We start from the raw sequence: 16,896 nt of genomic DNA on the forward strand, positions 1-16,896 counted from the left end.
GTCAGCCCCTGAGGTCGGGGCGGCGGAAGGTGTCAGCCCGAAGCCCGGGCGCGGGAGACATCCGGCTTCCGAGCCCCGGCGCGGGGAGCATCCGGGCTCTGCGCCCGGGCGCGCGCCGGTGCGAACAGCGCCACCATCGCCCCCGCCGCAGCGACTCCCGCAGAGACCCACAGCGCGGGTCCGCACCCGTCGACGAAGGACTCCGCCGAGCCGTAACCCCCGTACCGCGTGAACACGGCCGCGGCGACGGCGACTCCGAAGACTCCGCCCAGCTCGCGCAGCGCGTTGTTGACGCCGGCCGCGACGCCCGCGTCCCCGGGTGGCACCGACGAGGTCACGGCGTTCGCGACGGTCGGGAAGACCATGGAGATGCCGATGCCCGCGACGATCAGCGGCACAACCAGGCTTCCGTAGCCGACGCCGGGCTCCACCTGCCGGGCCAGCAGCCCGAGGCCGACCGCCTGCAGGACGAGGCCCGTCAGCATGAAGGGCCGGTTCCCGAACCGGTCGGCGAGCGCGCCCGCGAGCGGCGCGACCAGCAGTGGCATGCCGGTCCACACCAGGATCCGGACGCCGGTCCGCAACGGGGACTCGCCCAGGCCGAGTTGGAAGAGCTGCGTGATCATGAAGAGAGAGCCGAGCAGCGACATGAAGGTCAAGAACGCCACCCCGTTGGCGGTGGCGAAGCCACGCCTCCTGAAGTGCGCGAGCGGCAGCATCGGGTAGCGCGCCCGCGACCGCTCCCAGCCGAGGAAGGCCGCCACGAAGACGACGCCGACGCCCAGCGCGCCCAGCACCTCGGCGCTCCCCCAACCCGCCTGCGGAGCGCGCACCGGCGCCCAGGCGAGACCGGTCAGGCCCACGGCCGCCAACAGCAGCCCCACGAAGTCGAGTTGGGGGCGAGGACCGTAGCTCTCGCGCAGTTTGAGGGCGGCAAGCGGCAGCATCACGAGCCCCGTCGGCACGTTCAGCCAGAAGATCCACTGCCAGGACAGGCCCTCGGTGACAGCGCCGCCGAGCACGGGCCCCGCGGCCACGCCGAGCCCGGTCACCCCGCCCCACACGCCGATGGCGATGCCCCGCTTCTCGGCCGGGAACGCCTCGCTGATCAGGGTCAGCGTGAGCGGCAGCAGGACGGCCGCCCCGGCGCCCTGGGCCACGCGCGCGGCGATGAGCTGCCCCGGACCGCCCGCGAGTGCCGCCAGGGCCGAGGCCAGCGTGAAGACCGCGAGCCCGACGACGTACATGCGCCGCCGCCCGAAGCGGTCGCCGAGCGCCGCGCCGGTCAGGGTGAGGCAGGCGAAGACGAGGTTGTACGCGTTGATCGTCCACTCCAGGTCGGACAGGCTCGCCCCGAAGTCGGCCCGCAGAGCCGGCAGCGCGGTGGCGACGACGACCACGTCGAGGGAGCAGAGCAGTGCCCCCAGTCCGGCCAGTACGACGGTCCAGGCGCGGTGCGGCGGCGCGGCACCGGCAGCCGGTGCGCGGACCGGGGCACGCAGGGTGTCAGCCATGACGGTTCCTTCCGTGAGGTGGAGAGATCACTCACGGAAGGCAGACCGGGCCCGGTCCTGAAAGGAATCGCGGCGCCCCGGGAAGCCGTCCCAGGAAGGCGAGCAGCAGGTCACGGGGCGGGGCGGACGGCGGCACGGCGACCGGCTCCGCGAAGCGCCCACCGCGATCCTCGTCCGCGACCACGCACCGTGCCACGGGCAGCAGTTCGACGGCGAGGGCGGAGGGAATCGGCCGCGCCCGACCGCAGGCCTGGGACACGTCCCACCCGTGCACGGCGATCTCCACGGCGCCCACCGCCGTCATCACCCGGGCGTCCAGCGGCCGGTCACCCACGACCACGGTCTCCGTGGGCCCCGCGCTCCAGGCACCGAGCACGGCGCAGGCGCGCCTGCGGAAGCCACAGACGGGATCGGAGGCCGCTTCCCTCGAGGGCCCTTCCGGGAAGGGCCCTCGGGGGAAGAGCCCGATGGTCCTGCCCGTGAGTCCCTCGTACAGGGCGTCCAGCGAGTCGTCGAGGTGCCCGAGCAGCTCCCCCAGGTCCCACTCCGCACAGGGTGTGACCCGATCCAGACTCCCGGGTACGACGGCGGAAACGCTTCCCAGGGCGTAGGCGAGCGAACGCTCCAGCAGCTCCCCGGTGTTCACGACAGCACCGCCGGCATCCCGAAGCGTGCGAACAGCCCCGGGCCCAGGAAGACGGTGATGCGCGATATCGCCGGGTCCTCGGGCGCTCGCCCGACCGCCCCCTCCACCGCCCCCTCGACCGCTCGCCCGACGGTGAGCACCTGCAGGGAGTGGGCCCTGAAGACGCCGTCGGCGCCGCGCAGGTACATGGCCGCGGTCGGCTGCCCGTTCGCGCGCGTGGGAAGCATCCGCAGCCCGCCCCGGACGTGTGCCCGGGTCTCCAGGAACCGCAACACGTCCTTCTTGCCGCTGAACCACTCCAAGTAGGGAGGCATTTCCAGTTCGACACCGTCCTGGAGGAGCCCCAGGAGCGCGTCCATGTCGGCGTGTTCGAAGGCCGCCATGTAGCGGTCGATCAGCTCGCGGTCCCCGGGGACGTCGGGCTCGGTCACCAGGTCCTCGTCGGGCGCCATCTCGTCGAGCCGGGCACGCGCGCGTTGGAGGCTGCTCTTGACGGCCGCCGTGGAGGTGCCGAGCAGGGCGGCGACCTCGGGCGCCCGCCAGGCCAGCACGTCCCGCAGGATGAGCACGGCCCGCTGCCGCGCCGGCAGGTTCTGCAGCGCGGCGACGAGCGCGAGCCGCAGACTCCCCCGGGCCGCCACCACCGTCGCCGGGTCGACGAGCGCGTCGGGCATCGGCTGCAACCACGGCACATCCGTCGCAGGGGCCCGCAGAGGCTCCTCAGGCCCGTCCGAGGGCCCGCCGAGCCCAGAGGGCAGCGGACGGCGCACACGGCCCTCCAGAGCCGTCAGACACGTATTCGTGGCGATCCGGTGCAACCAGGTGCGCAGCGACGCCCGGCCCTCGTACCCCTCGTACGAGCGCCAGGCCCGCAGATAGGTCTCCTGGACGAGGTCCTCGGCGTCGTCGACCGACCCGAGCATGCGGTAGCAGTGGGCGAGCAGCTCCCGCCGGTACGGATCGGTCAGCCGTACGAATTCGTCGCAGTCTGTCGTGGTGGCCATCCCCGCTCCCTTCGTTCACCGGCAGGCACCGGCGGATCGTCCACCGGCAGGCACCGATGGATCGTTCACCGGTACAGACCGGCGGAGCGGCGAAAACGAATCGGCCGGTCCCGGAGAAGTTCCGGAACCGGCCGTCGTACACGCGAGACCAGGGGGCCGTGCGGTCTAGAGACCGACCTCGGCCATGAGCATGCCGACCTCGGTGTTCGACAGGCGGCGCAGCCAGCCCGACTTCTGGTCGCCCAGGGTGATCGGGCCGAAGGCCACGCGCACGAGCTTGTCGACCGGGAAGCCGGCCTCGGCGAGCATGCGGCGCACGATGTGCTTGCGGCCCTCGTGGAGGGTCACCTCGACCAGGTAGTTCTTGCCGGTCTGCTCGACGACCCGGAAGTGGTCCGCCTTCGCGTACCCGTCCTCCAGCTGGATGCCGTCCTTGAGCTGCTTGCCCAGGTCGCGCGGGATCGGGCCCACGATGTGCGCGAGGTAGACCTTCTTCACGCCGTACTTGGGGTGGGTGAGGCGGTGGGCCAGCTCACCGTGGTTGGTGAGCAGGATGACGCCCTCGGTCTCGGTGTCGAGCCGGCCGACGTGGAAGAGCCGCGTCTCCCGGTTCGTCACGTAGTCACCGAGGCACTGACGGCCCTCGTTGTCCTCCATGGTCGAGACGACACCGGCGGGCTTGTTCAGCGAGAAGAACTGGTACGACTGCGTCGCCACCGTCAGCCCGTCGACCTTGATCTCGTCCTTCTCCGGGTCGACGCGCAGACCCTGCTCCAGGACGATCTCGCCGTTGACCTCGACCCGGGCCTGCTCGACCAGCTCCTCGCAGGCGCGCCGGGAACCGTAGCCCGCGCGCGCGAGCACCTTCTGCAGGCGCTCGCCCTCCTGCTCGGCGCCCGGGAAGGTCTTGGGCAGCTTGATGTCCTTCTTGCCCGCGTACCGGTCCCGGTTGCGCTCCTCGGCCCGCGTCTCGTACTCGCGGGAACGCGCGGGCTCCGTACGGCCGCCGCGCTGCTGGCCCTGCTTGGGGCCGCCCTTCGCGCCGCCGCGCGCCGAGGCGCCGCGCCCGGACTTCGGGCCGTCCTGCGAGGCGCCGGGGCCTACGTCGTAGCGGCGCTCCTCGGGGCGCGGCTTGCTGGGGCGCTTCGGCCTGTCGTCGCGCCCTGCCGCGCTTCTCGGCTGGGAGCCGCCGCCACCGGCTCCCCGCGGGTTGCCGCCACCGCCGGTCCCCCGCGGGTTGTTGCTCCCGCCGGTTCCCCGCGGGTTGCCGCGCCCGCTGTTCCTGCCGCTGCCACTGCCACTGCTTCGCATCAAAGTTCCGTCGTCGTCGTGTCGTCTGCGTCTGCGTCCGGTGCATCCGGATCGAACGACGGGACCCCTTCCAGCGTCTCGGCCTCGATCGCGTCCGCCTCGGGGAGGAAGGGCGCGAGCTCCGGGAGCTCGTCCAGGCCGCGCAGGCCCATTCGCTCCAGGAAGTAGTTCGTCGTCCTGTACAGGATCGCACCTGTTTCGGGTTCCGTGCCCGCCTCCTCGACCAGGCCGCGCTGCAACAGGGTGCGCATCACACCGTCACAGTTCACTCCGCGGACCGCCGAGACCCTCGAACGGCTGACCGGCTGGCGGTACGCGACGACCGCGAGCGTCTCCAGAGCCGCCTGCGTGAGCCGGGCCTGCTGCCCGTCCAGGACGAAGCGTTCCACGGCCGCCGCGTACTCGGGCCGCGTGTAGAACCGCCAGCCACCCGCGATGAGCCGCAGCTCGAAGCCGCGGGCCTGCACGGTGTACTCGTCGGCCAGCTCGCGCAGCGCGTCCGCGATCTGCCGCCGCGGCCGCTCCAGGATCTTCGCCAGATGCTCCTCCGTCGCGGGTTCGTCCACGACCATGAGGACGGCCTCCAGGGCAGGCTTGAGATCGAGGTCGGCGACGGTGCGCAGCCCTGCCGGGATCTCGGTGGTCTCCTCGCTCACGCCTTCTCCTTCTTGGCGTCGTCCTCGGGTTCCTCGGGCGGCCGGTCGAACTCGTCCGTGACGGTCGGCTGCTCGTCCCCGTCCCCGCCCGTCCAGCGCACCACCAGGTCCCCGAGGGCCTCCTCCTGGTCGAGCGCGACCACCTTCTCCCGGTAGAGCTCCAGAAGCGCCAGGAACCGGGCCACGACCGTGAGGGTGTCGTCGGTGTCCTCGACGAGCGCGCGGAAACTCGCCTCCCCGAGCTCCCGCAGCCGCGCCACCACGATCCCGGCCTGCTCCTGCACGCTGACCAGCGGCGCGTGGATGTGGTCGACGTACACCTGCGGCTTGGGTCTGGGCTGCATCGCCTTCACGGCGAGCTTCGCGAACCCCTCGGCCCCGATGCTGATGACCACCTCGGGCAGCAGCTCGGCGTGGTGGGCTTCGAGCCCGACGGTACGGGGGTAGCGGCGGCCCTCTTCCTCCAGCCGCGCGTTGAAGATGTCCGCGATCTGCTTGTAGGCGCGGTATTGCAGCAGCCGCGCGAACAGCAGGTCCCGCGCCTCCAGCAGCGCGAGGTCGGCCTCGTCCTCGACCTCGGCGGAGGGCAGCAGCCGTGCGGCCTTGAGATCGAGCAGCGTGGCCGCGACGACGAGAAACTCGGTCGTCTGGTCGAGGTCCCAGTCCGGCCCCATGGCCCTGATGTGCGCCATGAACTCGTCGGTGACCTTGGACAACGCCACTTCGGTGACATCGAGCTTGTGTTTCGAGATCAGCTGAAGCAGCAGGTCGAAGGGCCCCTCGAAGTTCGAGAGCCGCACCTTGAAGACGCCGTCACCGGGCTCTTCGGGCTCTGGAGCGGAGGGTGCCGCAAAACCGCCGTCGGCGTTGTGGGCAGCCGTCCCGCTGGGCGATGGGGGCTCCCCCTGCCCGAGCGAAGCCGAGAGGTCCTGCTCGAACGAAACCGGGAGGTCCCGCTCGAGCGGAGCCGAGAGCTCGGGCGAGGGTGGGCACGACGACCCACCGTCCGCAGCCGGCGCAACGACCTCGACCCGAGACTCGCCCTCCGCAGCCGGCGCAACGACCTCGACCCGAGACTCGCCCTCCGCAGCCGGCGCAACGACCTCGACCCGAGACTCGCCCTCCGCAGCCGGCGCAACGACCTCGACCCGAGACTCGCCCTCCGCAGCCGGCGGCTCAGGCTCCGCCGCAGGCGCAGCAGCCTCGGGCTCCGCCCCCGCGGGAGGCACAACCGGCTCCACCACAGGAGCCGGCGCCGCCCCGGGCCCCCGCCCGAGCACACGCCGACGCCCGGCGGAGCCACCGGCGGGGACAGGGACGTCGTTCGAGGTCATAGCCGTCGCAGGCTACCGCTACCGCCCACGCAGCCGTCGTACGAGGATGCTCGCGTCCCCCCGGGACTCAAGATCCGCGAGCACCACGGCAACCGCCTCGCGGACGATCCGCCCACGGTCGACCGCGAGCCCGTGCTCCCCGCGGAGCACCAGCCGGGCGTGCTCGAGATCCATGAGCTCCTCGGCGGACACGTACACCGTGATCTTCTCGTCGTGCCGCTCCCGCCCGCTGGGCCGACGGTTGGCGGCACGCCCCCGCTTGCCGCGGGAGGACTGCCCGGCGGGGGCAGAACCTTCCTGCGCCGCCTGACGTCGCCCGGAGCGCTCCTGAGCGGCGCCCCTGCTGCGGGACTCCCCCGCGTCGGACTCGGAGTCGGCCGCGACGTGTTCGTCGCCCTCGCCGTCACCGCCCTGCACGGGCACCGACTGGGGCGCGTCGTCCCCGGCGGCCGCCGCGTCGCTCTCGCCCGCGGGAGCCGGCACCCGTGCCTCGCCGTTGGTCCGGCGTGAGGGCGTGGACGCCTGGAGTGCCATTCCCCCGGTGGTACGGAACAGTTCGTCGGCCCCCGGCAGACTCACTCGGCGTGACACCGGGCGAGCACCTCCCTGGCGAGCTGGCGATAGGCGGCGGCACCGACGGAGTTGGAGGCGTACGTGGTGATCGGTTCACCGGCGACGGTGGTCTCCGGGAAGCGGACGGTCCGGCCGATCACCGTGTGGTAGACGTGATCGTCGAAGGCCTCGACCACGCGCGCGAGCACCTCACGGCTGTGCACCGTGCGGGAGTCGTACATCGTGGCGAGGATGCCGTCGAGCTCCAGCTCGGGGTTGAGCCGCTCCTGGACCTTCTCGATGGTCTCGGTGAGCAGCGCGACACCACGCAGCGCGAAGAACTCGCACTCGAGCGGCACGATCACCTTGTGAGCCGCCGTCAGGGCGTTGACGGTGAGCAGGCCGAGCGAAGGCTGACAGTCGATCACGATGTAGTCGTAGTCGGCCATCAGCGGCTTCAGGGCGCGCTGCAGCGTGGACTCACGGGCGACCTCGCTCACCAACTGCACTTCGGCGGCGGACAGGTCGATGTTGCTGGGCAGCAGGTCCATGTTCGGGACCGCTGTCTTCAGGAGCACCTCGTCGGCCGCCATGCCCCGCTCCATGAGCAGGTTGTAGACGGTGAGGTCGAGCTCCATGGGGTTGACGCCGAGACCCACGGACAGCGCGCCCTGCGGGTCGAAGTCGACGAGCAGGACCCGGCGGCCGTACTCCGCGAGCGCGGCACCCAGGTTGATGGTCGACGTGGTCTTGCCCACGCCGCCCTTCTGGTTGCACATCGCGATGATCTTCGCGGGGCCGTGGTCGGTCAGCGGGCCCGGGATCGGGAAGTACGGCAGCGGGCGGCCGGTCGGACCGACGCGCTCACGGCGCTGACGGGCAGCGTCGGGCGCGAGCGTGGCCGCGTACTCCGGATCGGGCTCGTACTCGGCGTCGGGGTCGTAGAAGTGCCCCTCGGGCAGTTCGTCGTAGTCGGCGAAGTGGGTGCGGTTCTCGCCACTTCCGTTGCCGGCCATGGCGTTCACGTGATGGCCATCCATGCTCTGGTGTGCTGTCTGAGTCATCCGGGGACTCTTTTGGGCTGCGAAGGTTCGGACAGCGACGGAGCCGACAGCCTCGAGCCCCGTGGGGCTCTGGCCCCGCGCCGGCATTCCTGGTTGACCACCCCCGGGAGAAAATGTCGACTCATTCACAAGTCGTCTTACCTCCTTGGTGACCAGGAAACTTCTAGATAGGTCAGCGTGGCACCATGCCGACGGTTGGCGACTCTATGGCGTGTCACCGGTCCGCAGCAACACAATCCGCCGGACCCGACCCGATGTGTCGGCAACCGAACACCCCTCTGTCAAGGGCGTAAGGCCGTCGCACGGTAGGTTTCACCGGTGTGCGAATCGGTTGAAGAGTTACGTTCGTGGCGAGTTGAACGAGTGTCGCAAAGTGACCCGACACACATCCGGCCGGACCCTGTCGAGCAAGGTCCGGCCGGGTGTGCTGGGTTGACGACCTGTGTTGACGTATCGCCTTTTACCCGTTGATGACTTAACCGAGCAGGGTCTCCAGCTCGACGTGCTCCAGGCCGTGCGCCTCCGCGACCTCGCGGTAAACCACCTTGCCGTCATGGGTGTTGAGACCCTTGGCGAGCGCCGGGTCACGGCGCAGCGCCTCGACCCAGCCGTTGTTGGCCAGCGACACGATGTAGGGCAGCGTGGCGTTGGTGAGGGCGTTGGTGGAGGTGTTCGGCACGGCGCCCGGCATGTTGGCGACGCAGTAGAAGACCGAGTTGTGGACCTGGAAGGTCGGCTCGGCGTGCGTGGTGGGACGCGAGTCCTCGAAGCAGCCGCCCTGGTCGATCGCGATGTCGACAAGGACACTTCCCGGCTTCATGCGGGACACGAGCTCGTTGGTGACCAGCTTCGGAGCCTTGGCACCCGGGATGAGGACGGCGCCGATGACGAGGTCGGCGTCGAGGACGGCCTTCTCCAGCTCGAAGGAGTTGGACATGACGGCCTTGATCTTCGTACCGAAGATCCTGTCGGCCTCACGCAGCTTGTTGATGTCGCGGTCGAGCAGGGTCACGTCGAAGCCCATACCGATGGCGATCTGCGCGGCGTTCCAGCCGGAGACGCCACCGCCGATGACCACGGCCTTCGCCGGGACCACGCCGGGGACACCGCCCGGCAGGACGCCGCGGCCGCCGGCCGCGCGCATCAGGTGGTACGCGCCGACCTGCGGGGCCAGACGACCCGCGACCTCGGACATCGGGGCGAGCAGCGGCAGCGCGCGGTTCGGCAGCTCGACCGTCTCGTAGGCGATCGCCGTGGTGCCGGACTCGATCAGCGCGTCCGTGCACTCCTTGGAGGCGGCCAGGTGCAGGTAGGTGAAGAGCGTCTGGTCCTTGCGGAGGCGGTGGTACTCCTCCGCGATGGGCTCCTTGACCTTCAGCACCAGGTCGGCGGTGGCCCAGACCTCGTCGGCGGTGGGAAGGATCTGCGCACCGGCGGAAACGTACTCGTCGTCCGTGATCGAGGAGCCGACGCCGGCGTTCTGCTCGATGAAGACCTGGTGACCGCCTCGCACCAGCTCGTGCACGCCGGCAGGGGTGATGGCCACCCGGAACTCGTTGTTCTTGACCTCGCGGGGGATACCGACCTTCACGTGGATCACGGTCCTTGGCTCAGGGGATGTGGTGCATTACAAGACATACCCACATGTGCGGGGGCACATCGGGAGACACCGCAGGAGAAGGTGCGGCAGAGCCAGTTTAATGAAGGTATTCTCTCTGTCTAGCCTTTCATTGCATCAATCTTCTGCGGATGTACTGCGGATTTCGTAGGCGTTAGCGCCTTGTTCTCTGGCTGAAGCAGTCTCCGGGAGCTCATCACCCAGCATTCGCTCGGCCGCGCCGCGGTGCAGCTTGGCGGCCGCCGGGTCGCCGAGCCGGTCCAGGGTGTCCGCCAGCCTCAGTTGCAGCGCGGCCTGCAGCCGTACGTCGTCGGCGCGGCGCGCCCACTCGACCGCCTCCTGGCAGGTGCGCAGCGATTCCTCGGGCCGTCCCGCGTACTCCTGGACCCGCGCCAGCTCGCTCAACGCCCGGGCCTGGGGGGCCACATCGCCGTTCTTGCGGTGTCCGCTGACGGCGGCGCGCCAGTTGCGCAGCGCCTCGCCGTAGCGGCCCGCGTAGGTGTTCGCGGTGGCGATACGGCCGTACAGACGGGCCGCGTCCACCCGCTCGTCGCGGGCGAGCCGCTGGGCGAGCGCTCTGCCGTACCAGTCGGCGGCCCGGTCGTAGTCCCCCAGCTCCTGGTGGGCGCCGCCTACGGATTCCATCGCGCGGCCGGTCGCATACGGGTCATTTGCTTCGCGCCCGGCGTCCAGGGCGGCCCGATAGCGGGCCAGCGCCTCGGTCGTACGGCCGGTCTGCGCGTCCAGGTCGGCGAGGTTCAGCAGGGCCGCGGCCTTCTCGCGGGGCAGGTTCCGGCGCTCCGCGACGTCCAGGACGAGCCGGTGGATGCCGTACAACTCGGGCGCCGCCGCCCGCGTACCGACGTGCGCGACCATCGCCCTCACCAGCGCGGCCATGAGCCGGCGGGCCAGCGTGTCCAGCTCTCCGTCGGCGACCGCGAGCCGGGCGGAGGCCAGCAGTGCGGGCTGCCGGATGCGCAGCCAGTCGGCGGCGGTCCGGGGATTCGGGAACCGCAGGGCGCGCGGCATGCCGGCGAGCTTCTCGCGGGCGGGCGAGCTGTCGGTCTCGGTGATGGCGCGGCAGGACACCAGCAGCCGCACGGTCCGCTCCAGCATCCGGGCGCGGGCGAGTTGCAGCTCGGCCGGGCGGTCGTGGGTGTCGGCGAGCGCGCGCAGCAGCGGCTGCAGACAGCCGGGCACCTCGTACTGGGGCAGCGGCGACTCGACGGCCCGGATCAGGCCGAGCGCGGCGAAGTCGTCCAGCGTGGTGTGGGCGGTGCCCACCGAGCACCCGGCCAGCGCCGACGCGGTGTGTGGGTCGACGAGGCCGGCGGGGGCCAGCGAGAGCAGTCGCAGTATCCGCGCGGCGGTGCTCGGCAGTGAGGCGTAGCCGAGCCGGAGTAGACGGGTCAGCGGCGAGCCCTCCTCCCCGTCGCTGCGCAGATGTTTGGCCAGGTCGGCGACGGCCGACTGCGGGCGAGCCGCGAGCCAGCCGCCGGCGAGGACCAGTGCGGCGGGCTGGCCGGCGCACAGTTCTACCAGGCCCTCGGCGGCGAGCGGGTCGACGGTGATGCGTACCGAGCCGGTGAAGCGGTCGAGGAGTTCCAGGGCGGACTTGGTGTCCAGACCGCCCAGGGTGCAGGGGCGGACATCCGTGATGCCGGTGAGGGGTCCGCCCGAGACGGCGACGACCAGGCACTGCGGGGTGTCGGGCAGCAGCGCGTCGACCTGCTCGGCGTCGGCCGCGTCGTCGAGCAGGAGCAGCACGCGACGGGTGGCGAGGGCCTCGCGCACCGCCTCGCTCAGGTCGTCGGCGGTGGCCCCGGGCGGTGTGGGCCGCTCCAGAGCGCAGAGGAGCTCCCGTGCGGTGCGCTCGGTGGGCACCCGGGTGCCGTCGGGCTCGGTGAGCCGGGCGCGCAGCACACCGTCGGGGTAACTCTCGGCAACCTGCCGTACCAGCTCCTCGGCGAGCGCGGTGCGGCCCGAACCGGGCTTGCCCGCGATGAGCAGCACACGCGCGCGCGGCGCCTTCCTGCCGGAGAGGGTGTCCAGGCCCGCGCGCTCGATGTCGGCCCGGAGTTCCTTCAACTCTCTTGTACGGCCGAGGAACTGACCCTCCGTAGGAGCGGACCCGACAGCCGGGCGCTGCCCCTTGACCGACACCTTCGTGCCGCCGTTGTCCACCGCCTGATCCGCCACGGGCCACACTCCCGTCCCACTGCACGCTGGGGCCCGCCGGGACTCCGGTTCGGGCGTTTCCAGAGCCTAGTTCACGCTCTGCGACGATCTGGGAGGAGCGCGGCGGACACGTCCCTCGATCGGATCAAACGATCGTAGGACTGGCGGCGTCGGGGTGTTGTCGGAGGTGGGTCAGACCTCGAAGGGCCGCGCCGGCCACGGCGCCTCCGCCGGGCGCAGTGCGTCGAGACCGTCGCCGTGCCGCGCGGCGACCAGGGAGAGGACACCGACGACAAGGCAGTTGTTGTGCAGGTCACCGGCGAGCACGCCTCCTACGAGCTCGTCGACGGAGACCCGGGCCAGCTCCATGTCGGCCTCTTCGTCCTCGACCTCGAAGCGCTGTCCCTCGGCCTCGGAGAGGTCACGGGCGAGGAAGATGCGCACGGCCTCGTCACAGCCGCCGGGCGTCGTGTAGACGTCGGTCAGCACGCGCCAGTCCTCGGCCTTGACGTGCGCCTCTTCGTAGAGCTCGCGCTGGGCGGCGTGCAGCGGGTTCTCGCCCGGGATGTCGAGGAGGCCCGCGGGGATCTCCCAGAGCTTGTGGCGTACCGGGTGGCGGTACTGGCGGATGACCAGCACGCGGCCCTCGTCGTCCAGGGCGAGGACGGCCACGGAACCGGGGTGGACCTGGTAGTCGCGGCGGACGACCGATCCGTCGGGCATGACCACGTCGTCGGTGCGCACGGAGGTCTTGTTGCCCTTGAAGGGGGTCTCGGTCGCCCGGACCTCCCACTCCTCGGCGGTGTCCTTGAGCGTCATGGCCTGTCCTTCCCACACGTACAAAAGAGCCGGTCACGGCCGAAAGAAATCGGCCACAGCGGGGCCGCGACGGAGACCGGGGCGCGCGCCTCGAAAGACACGCACCCCGGCCACCGTACAACCCTTGTGCTACTTGCCCGTCTTGCGCTCCACCGCGGCCTTGACCAGGCCGGCGAAGAGCGGGTGCGGGCGGGTCGGGCGGGAGCGCAGCTCGGGGTGCGCCTGGGTCGCGACCAGGTAGGGGTGGACGTCGCGCGCGTACTCGACGTACTCGACGAGTTTGCCGTCCGGGGAGGTGCCGGAGAACTGCAGACCGGCCTTCTTCTCCAGCTCGGCACGGTAGGCGTTGTTCACCTCGTAGCGGTGCCGGTGGCGCTCCTCGACGTACTCCTTGCCGTCGTACACCTCGCGCACGATCGAACCGTCCGCGAGCTTGGCCGGATACATACCCAGGCGCATGGTGCCGCCCATGTCACCCTCGCCCGCCACGATGTCGAGCTGCTCGGCCATGGTGGAGATGACCGGGTGGGCGGTGGCGGAGTCGAACTCGGTGGAGTTGGCGTCCGGGATGTCGGCCAGGTTGCGAGCGGCCTCGATCACGATGCACTGCAGGCCGAGGCAGAGGCCGAGCAGCGGAATCCTGTTCTCGCGGGCGTACTGGATCGCGCCGACCTTCCCGGAGACACCGCGGTCGCCGAAGCCGCCGGGGATGCAGATCGCGTCGACGTCGCCGAGCTGCTTGGCGGCGCCCGCCGGGGTCTTGCAGTCGTCCGAGGTGACCCACTTGATCTTCACGCGGGCCTTGTTCGCGAAGCCGCCGGCGCGCAGGGCCTCGGTCACGGACAGGTAGGCGTCGGGCAGGTCGATGTACTTGCCGACGAGCGCCAGGTTGATCTCGTGGATCGGGTTGTGGACGCGGTCGAGCAGGTCGTCCCAGGTCGTCCAGTCCACGTCACGGAAGGGCAGGTCCAGCTTGCGCACGACGTACGCGTCGAGGCCCTCGGTGTGCAGGACCTTCGGGATGTCGTAGATCGACTTGGCGTCGATGGCCGCGACCACGGCCGCCTCGTCGACGTCGCACATCAGCGAGATCTTGCGCTTGATCGCGGTGGGCACCTCGCGGTCGGCGCGCAGCACGATCGCGTCGGGCTGAATACCGATGTTGCGCAGCGCCGCAACCGAGTGCTGCGTCGGCTTCGTCTTCAGCTCCCCGGACGGGCCGATGTACGGGAGGAGCGAGATGTGCACGACGAATACGTTGTCGCGGCCGACCTCGTGACGGATCTGGCGGACCGTCTCCAGGAACGGCAGGGACTCGATGTCGCCGACCGTGCCGCCGACCTCGGTGATGACGACGTCGACGTCGTCGGTGGCCATGCGACGGATGCGGTGCTTGATCTCGTTGGTGATGTGCGGGATGACCTGCACGGTGTCACCCAGGTACTCGCCGCGGCGCTCCTTGGCGATGACCGTGGAGTACACCTGGCCGGTGGTGACGTTGGCCGAGCCGTCCAGGTCCACGTCGAGGAAGCGCTCGTAGTGACCGATGTCCAGGTCCGTCTCGGCGCCGTCATTGGTGACGAACACCTCGCCGTGCTGGAACGGGTTCATGGTGCCCGGGTCGACGTTCAGGTACGGGTCGAGCTTCTGCATCGTGACCCGCAGACCCCGCGCCTTGAGCAGCGCGCCCAGGCTGGAGGCGGTCAGACCCTTGCCGAGGGAGGAGGCGACACCCCCGGTGACGAAGATGTGCTTGGTCGTCGTGGATTTGGGCGGCATGGCCAAGAGGGGGCTCCCGTGGTCGCGGTCTGGGGTGCGTACCGGCGTGTGGTCCGGAGATTTCCGGAGGTGCCGTCGCTGCGGTTCGGGGGTTTCTTGCCCACCGGTCCACGGGCTACCAGGGTATCAGCGACGGGACGAGACCGCTTCCGGCCACGCTCCGCACACAGGTCGGCACAGACCCCACACGGCGCTCACTCGATCGGCCCACCCGGGTTGCCGGGAGCGGCACGCGGATCTTCCACGTGCGTCGTATCCTGCTCGGACACTCGCTGCCGAGCCCGGCCGGCACACGGCACCATCCCCGCCCGTACCCCGGAACAACGAGAGCTCGTCAGTTCGTTTCGAAACGACAATCGCAACGACAATCGAACCGATAATTGACGTTTCGCAGCGACACATGACCATCGTTCCGCACAACTGACGTTCCCCATCAACCGACGTTCCGCATTAACAACGTTCCCTGACCGCAGAGCGACCGCCCCCCGGGGCGACGTGGCCGTTCGACTGGAGATGCACGTGGCCGGGCGCATCGAGGACTACGCACTCATCGGAGACATGCAGACAGCTGCGCTGGTCTGCAGGGACGGCACAGTCGACTGGCTGTGCCTGCCCCGCTTCGACTCCCATGCCATCTTCGCTGGGCTGCTCGGCACGGAGGAACACGGGTTCTGGCGGCTCGGCCCGGCGCACTCGGCCGATGCCGAACCGCCGACGGCGGCGCGCCGCAGGTACCGCGGCGACTCGCTGATCCTCGAATCCGAGTGGGACACCCCGCGCGGCACGGTCCGCGTGACCGATTTCATGCCCCCGCGCGACGGCGCACCGCAGCTGATCCGCATCGTCGAGGGCGTCACCGGCCGGGTGCCGATGCGCTCCGCACTGCGCATGCGTTTCTCGTACGGCCGCGTGGTGCCCTGGGTGCACAAGCACGAGGGGCGGACGGTCGCTGTCGCCGGGCCCGACTCGGTGTGGTTCGACACCGCCTGCGAGACCTACGGCAAGGCGCTGACCACGTACGCCGACTTCACGGTGGCGCCGGGTGACCGGCTCGCCTTCACCATCTCGTGGGAGCCCTCGCACAAGGAGCCGCCCGCGCTGCCCGAGCCGGAGCAGTCCTTGGAGGCCACCGAGGACTTCTGGCGCGAGTGGGTCGAGCAGTGCACTTACCACGGCCCCTACCGCGAGGCCGTCGTCCGCTCGCTGATCACGCTGAAGGCCCTGACGTACGCGCCCACAGGCGGCATCGTCGCCGCCCCGACGACCTCCCTCCCGGAGGAGATCGGCGGCGTACGCAACTGGGACTACCGCTACACGTGGCTGCGCGACGCGGCGATCACCCTCTCCTCGCTGCTGCGCACCGGCTACCGCGAGGAGGCCCGCGCGTGGCGCGAATGGCTGCTGCGCGCCGTCGCGGGCGACCCGGAGAACCTGCAGATCATGTACGGCATCGCGGGCGAACGGGAGTTGGGCGAGGCGGAGCTCGACTGGCTCCCCGGATACGAGGCTTCGACCCCCGTACGCGTCGGGAACGGCGCCGCGCACCAGCTCCAGCTGGATGTGTACGGCGAGGTCACCGAGGCCCTGCACCTCGCCCACATGACGGGGCTGTCCCGCAACGACTACGCCTCGCTCCTCCAGTTGAAGCTGATCCGCTACCTGGAGGACCACTGGGACCAGCCGGACGAGGGCATCTGGGAAGTCCGCGGCCCGCGCCGCCACTTCGTGCACTCCAAGGTGATGGCCTGGGTCGCCGTCGACCGCACGATCAAGCTCATCGAGTCCGGTGACGCGGACGGCCCGCTGGAGAAGTGGCGCGAACTGCGCGACGACATCCACCGGGACGTGTGCGAGAAGGGCTACGACAAGGAGCGCAACACGTTCACGCAGTCGTACGGCTCCAAGGAGCTGGACGCCTCGCTGCTTCTCATCCCGCAGATGGGCTTCCTGCCGCCTGACGACAAGCGCGTGATCGGCACCATCGAGGCGATCCAGCGCGAGCTGTCCACGACGGACGGCTTCATTCTGCGCTACCCGACCGCCGGTGAACACGCGGGCGTGGACGGTCTGGAGGGCGACGAGGGCGCCTTCCTGGCGTGCTCGTTCTGGATGGCGGACGACCTCGCGATGATCGGCCGCGTGGACGAGGCCCGCAAGCTGTTCGAGAAGCTGTTGGTGCTGCGCAATGACCTCGGTCTGCTGGCCGAGGAGTGGGACGCACGGCTGCAGCGCCAGGTGGGGAACTTCCCGCAGGCGTTCAGCCACGTGCCCTTGATCGACACGGCACTGAGGCTGACGGCGAGCGGCGCGTACGGCGGCTGACGGCGAGCGGTGGTTCCCCGCGCCCCGTGAGGGGCATGGGGAGCTGCACGTCCAGCCACGGACGACCACGGCGTCCGCCCAGGAGACCGCCTACGCTGA

The 16,896-nt window shown here is 70.5% G+C and carries 13 protein-coding genes; 1 reads left to right on the forward strand and 12 read right to left on the reverse strand.

The window, feature by feature from the left end:
- Nucleotides 1-32: 32 nt before the first annotated feature.
- The 12 genes from OG390_RS11305 to OG390_RS11360 all read right to left on the reverse strand — a co-directional run bounded on the left by OG390_RS11305 (nt 33) and on the right by OG390_RS11360 (nt 14,475).
- Nucleotides 33-1,514 carry a DHA2 family efflux MFS transporter permease subunit gene (locus OG390_RS11305; protein WP_406167151.1) on the reverse strand — a complete coding sequence of 494 codons (1,482 nt, stop codon included), beginning with the start codon at nt 1,512-1,514 and terminating at the stop codon, nt 33-35.
- 31 nt (nt 1,515-1,545) lie between these two features.
- On the reverse strand, nt 1,546-2,160 hold the full coding sequence (locus OG390_RS11310) for a TIGR03086 family metal-binding protein (RefSeq protein ID WP_406167153.1): 615 nt from the start codon (nt 2,158-2,160) through the stop codon (nt 1,546-1,548).
- A complete protein-coding gene (locus tag OG390_RS11315) occupies nt 2,157-3,164 on the reverse strand; it encodes a sigma-70 family RNA polymerase sigma factor (protein WP_406167155.1) in 1,008 nt (335 codons plus the stop codon). The genes OG390_RS11310 and OG390_RS11315 overlap by 4 nt, the downstream gene beginning before the upstream one ends.
- Before the next feature lie 165 nt (nt 3,165-3,329).
- Nucleotides 3,330-4,475: a pseudouridine synthase gene (locus tag OG390_RS11320; protein WP_406167157.1), complete on the reverse strand. Its 1,146-nt coding sequence runs from the start codon at nt 4,473-4,475 to the stop codon at nt 3,330-3,332.
- Entirely contained in the window at nt 4,475-5,131 is a 657-nt protein-coding gene (scpB, locus tag OG390_RS11325; RefSeq protein ID WP_406167159.1) for an SMC-Scp complex subunit ScpB, read from the reverse strand. Before scpB ends, OG390_RS11320 begins: the two co-directional genes overlap by 1 nt.
- On the reverse strand, nt 5,128-6,465 hold the full coding sequence (locus OG390_RS11330; protein ID WP_406167161.1) for a segregation/condensation protein A: 1,338 nt from the start codon (nt 6,463-6,465) through the stop codon (nt 5,128-5,130). The genes scpB and OG390_RS11330 overlap by 4 nt, the downstream gene beginning before the upstream one ends.
- A gap of 18 nt (nt 6,466-6,483) precedes the next feature.
- Nucleotides 6,484-7,056: a hypothetical protein gene (locus tag OG390_RS11335; RefSeq protein ID WP_406167163.1), complete on the reverse strand. Its 573-nt coding sequence runs from the start codon at nt 7,054-7,056 to the stop codon at nt 6,484-6,486.
- Nucleotides 7,041-8,168, reverse strand: a complete 1,128-nt coding sequence (locus tag OG390_RS11340; protein ID WP_189191469.1) for a ParA family protein — start codon at nt 8,166-8,168, stop codon at nt 7,041-7,043. Before OG390_RS11340 ends, OG390_RS11335 begins: the two co-directional genes overlap by 16 nt.
- Before the next feature lie 388 nt (nt 8,169-8,556).
- Nucleotides 8,557-9,672 carry an alanine dehydrogenase gene (ald, locus tag OG390_RS11345; protein WP_406167164.1) on the reverse strand — a complete coding sequence of 372 codons (1,116 nt, stop codon included), beginning with the start codon at nt 9,670-9,672 and terminating at the stop codon, nt 8,557-8,559.
- 144 nt (nt 9,673-9,816) lie between these two features.
- The gene (locus OG390_RS11350) at nt 9,817-11,898 is read right to left on the reverse strand and encodes a tetratricopeptide repeat protein (RefSeq protein WP_406167166.1); all 2,082 of its coding nucleotides are present in this window, start codon (nt 11,896-11,898) and stop codon (nt 9,817-9,819) included.
- A 171-nt stretch (nt 11,899-12,069) separates the two neighbouring features.
- Nucleotides 12,070-12,696, reverse strand: a complete 627-nt coding sequence (locus tag OG390_RS11355) for an NUDIX domain-containing protein (RefSeq protein ID WP_406167168.1) — start codon at nt 12,694-12,696, stop codon at nt 12,070-12,072.
- 129 nt (nt 12,697-12,825) lie between these two features.
- On the reverse strand, nt 12,826-14,475 hold the full coding sequence (locus tag OG390_RS11360) for a CTP synthase (protein WP_406167170.1): 1,650 nt from the start codon (nt 14,473-14,475) through the stop codon (nt 12,826-12,828).
- Nucleotides 14,476-14,988: 513 nt separating this feature from the next.
- Here OG390_RS11360 and OG390_RS11365 point away from each other — a divergent pair.
- A complete protein-coding gene (locus OG390_RS11365) occupies nt 14,989-16,797 on the forward strand; it encodes a glycoside hydrolase family 15 protein (RefSeq protein WP_406177610.1) in 1,809 nt (602 codons plus the stop codon).
- Nucleotides 16,798-16,896: the final 99 nt, after the last annotated feature.

Source organism: Streptomyces sp. NBC_00996 (assembly GCF_045162675.1).
Classification (GTDB): domain Bacteria; phylum Actinomycetota; class Actinomycetes; order Streptomycetales; family Streptomycetaceae; genus Streptomyces.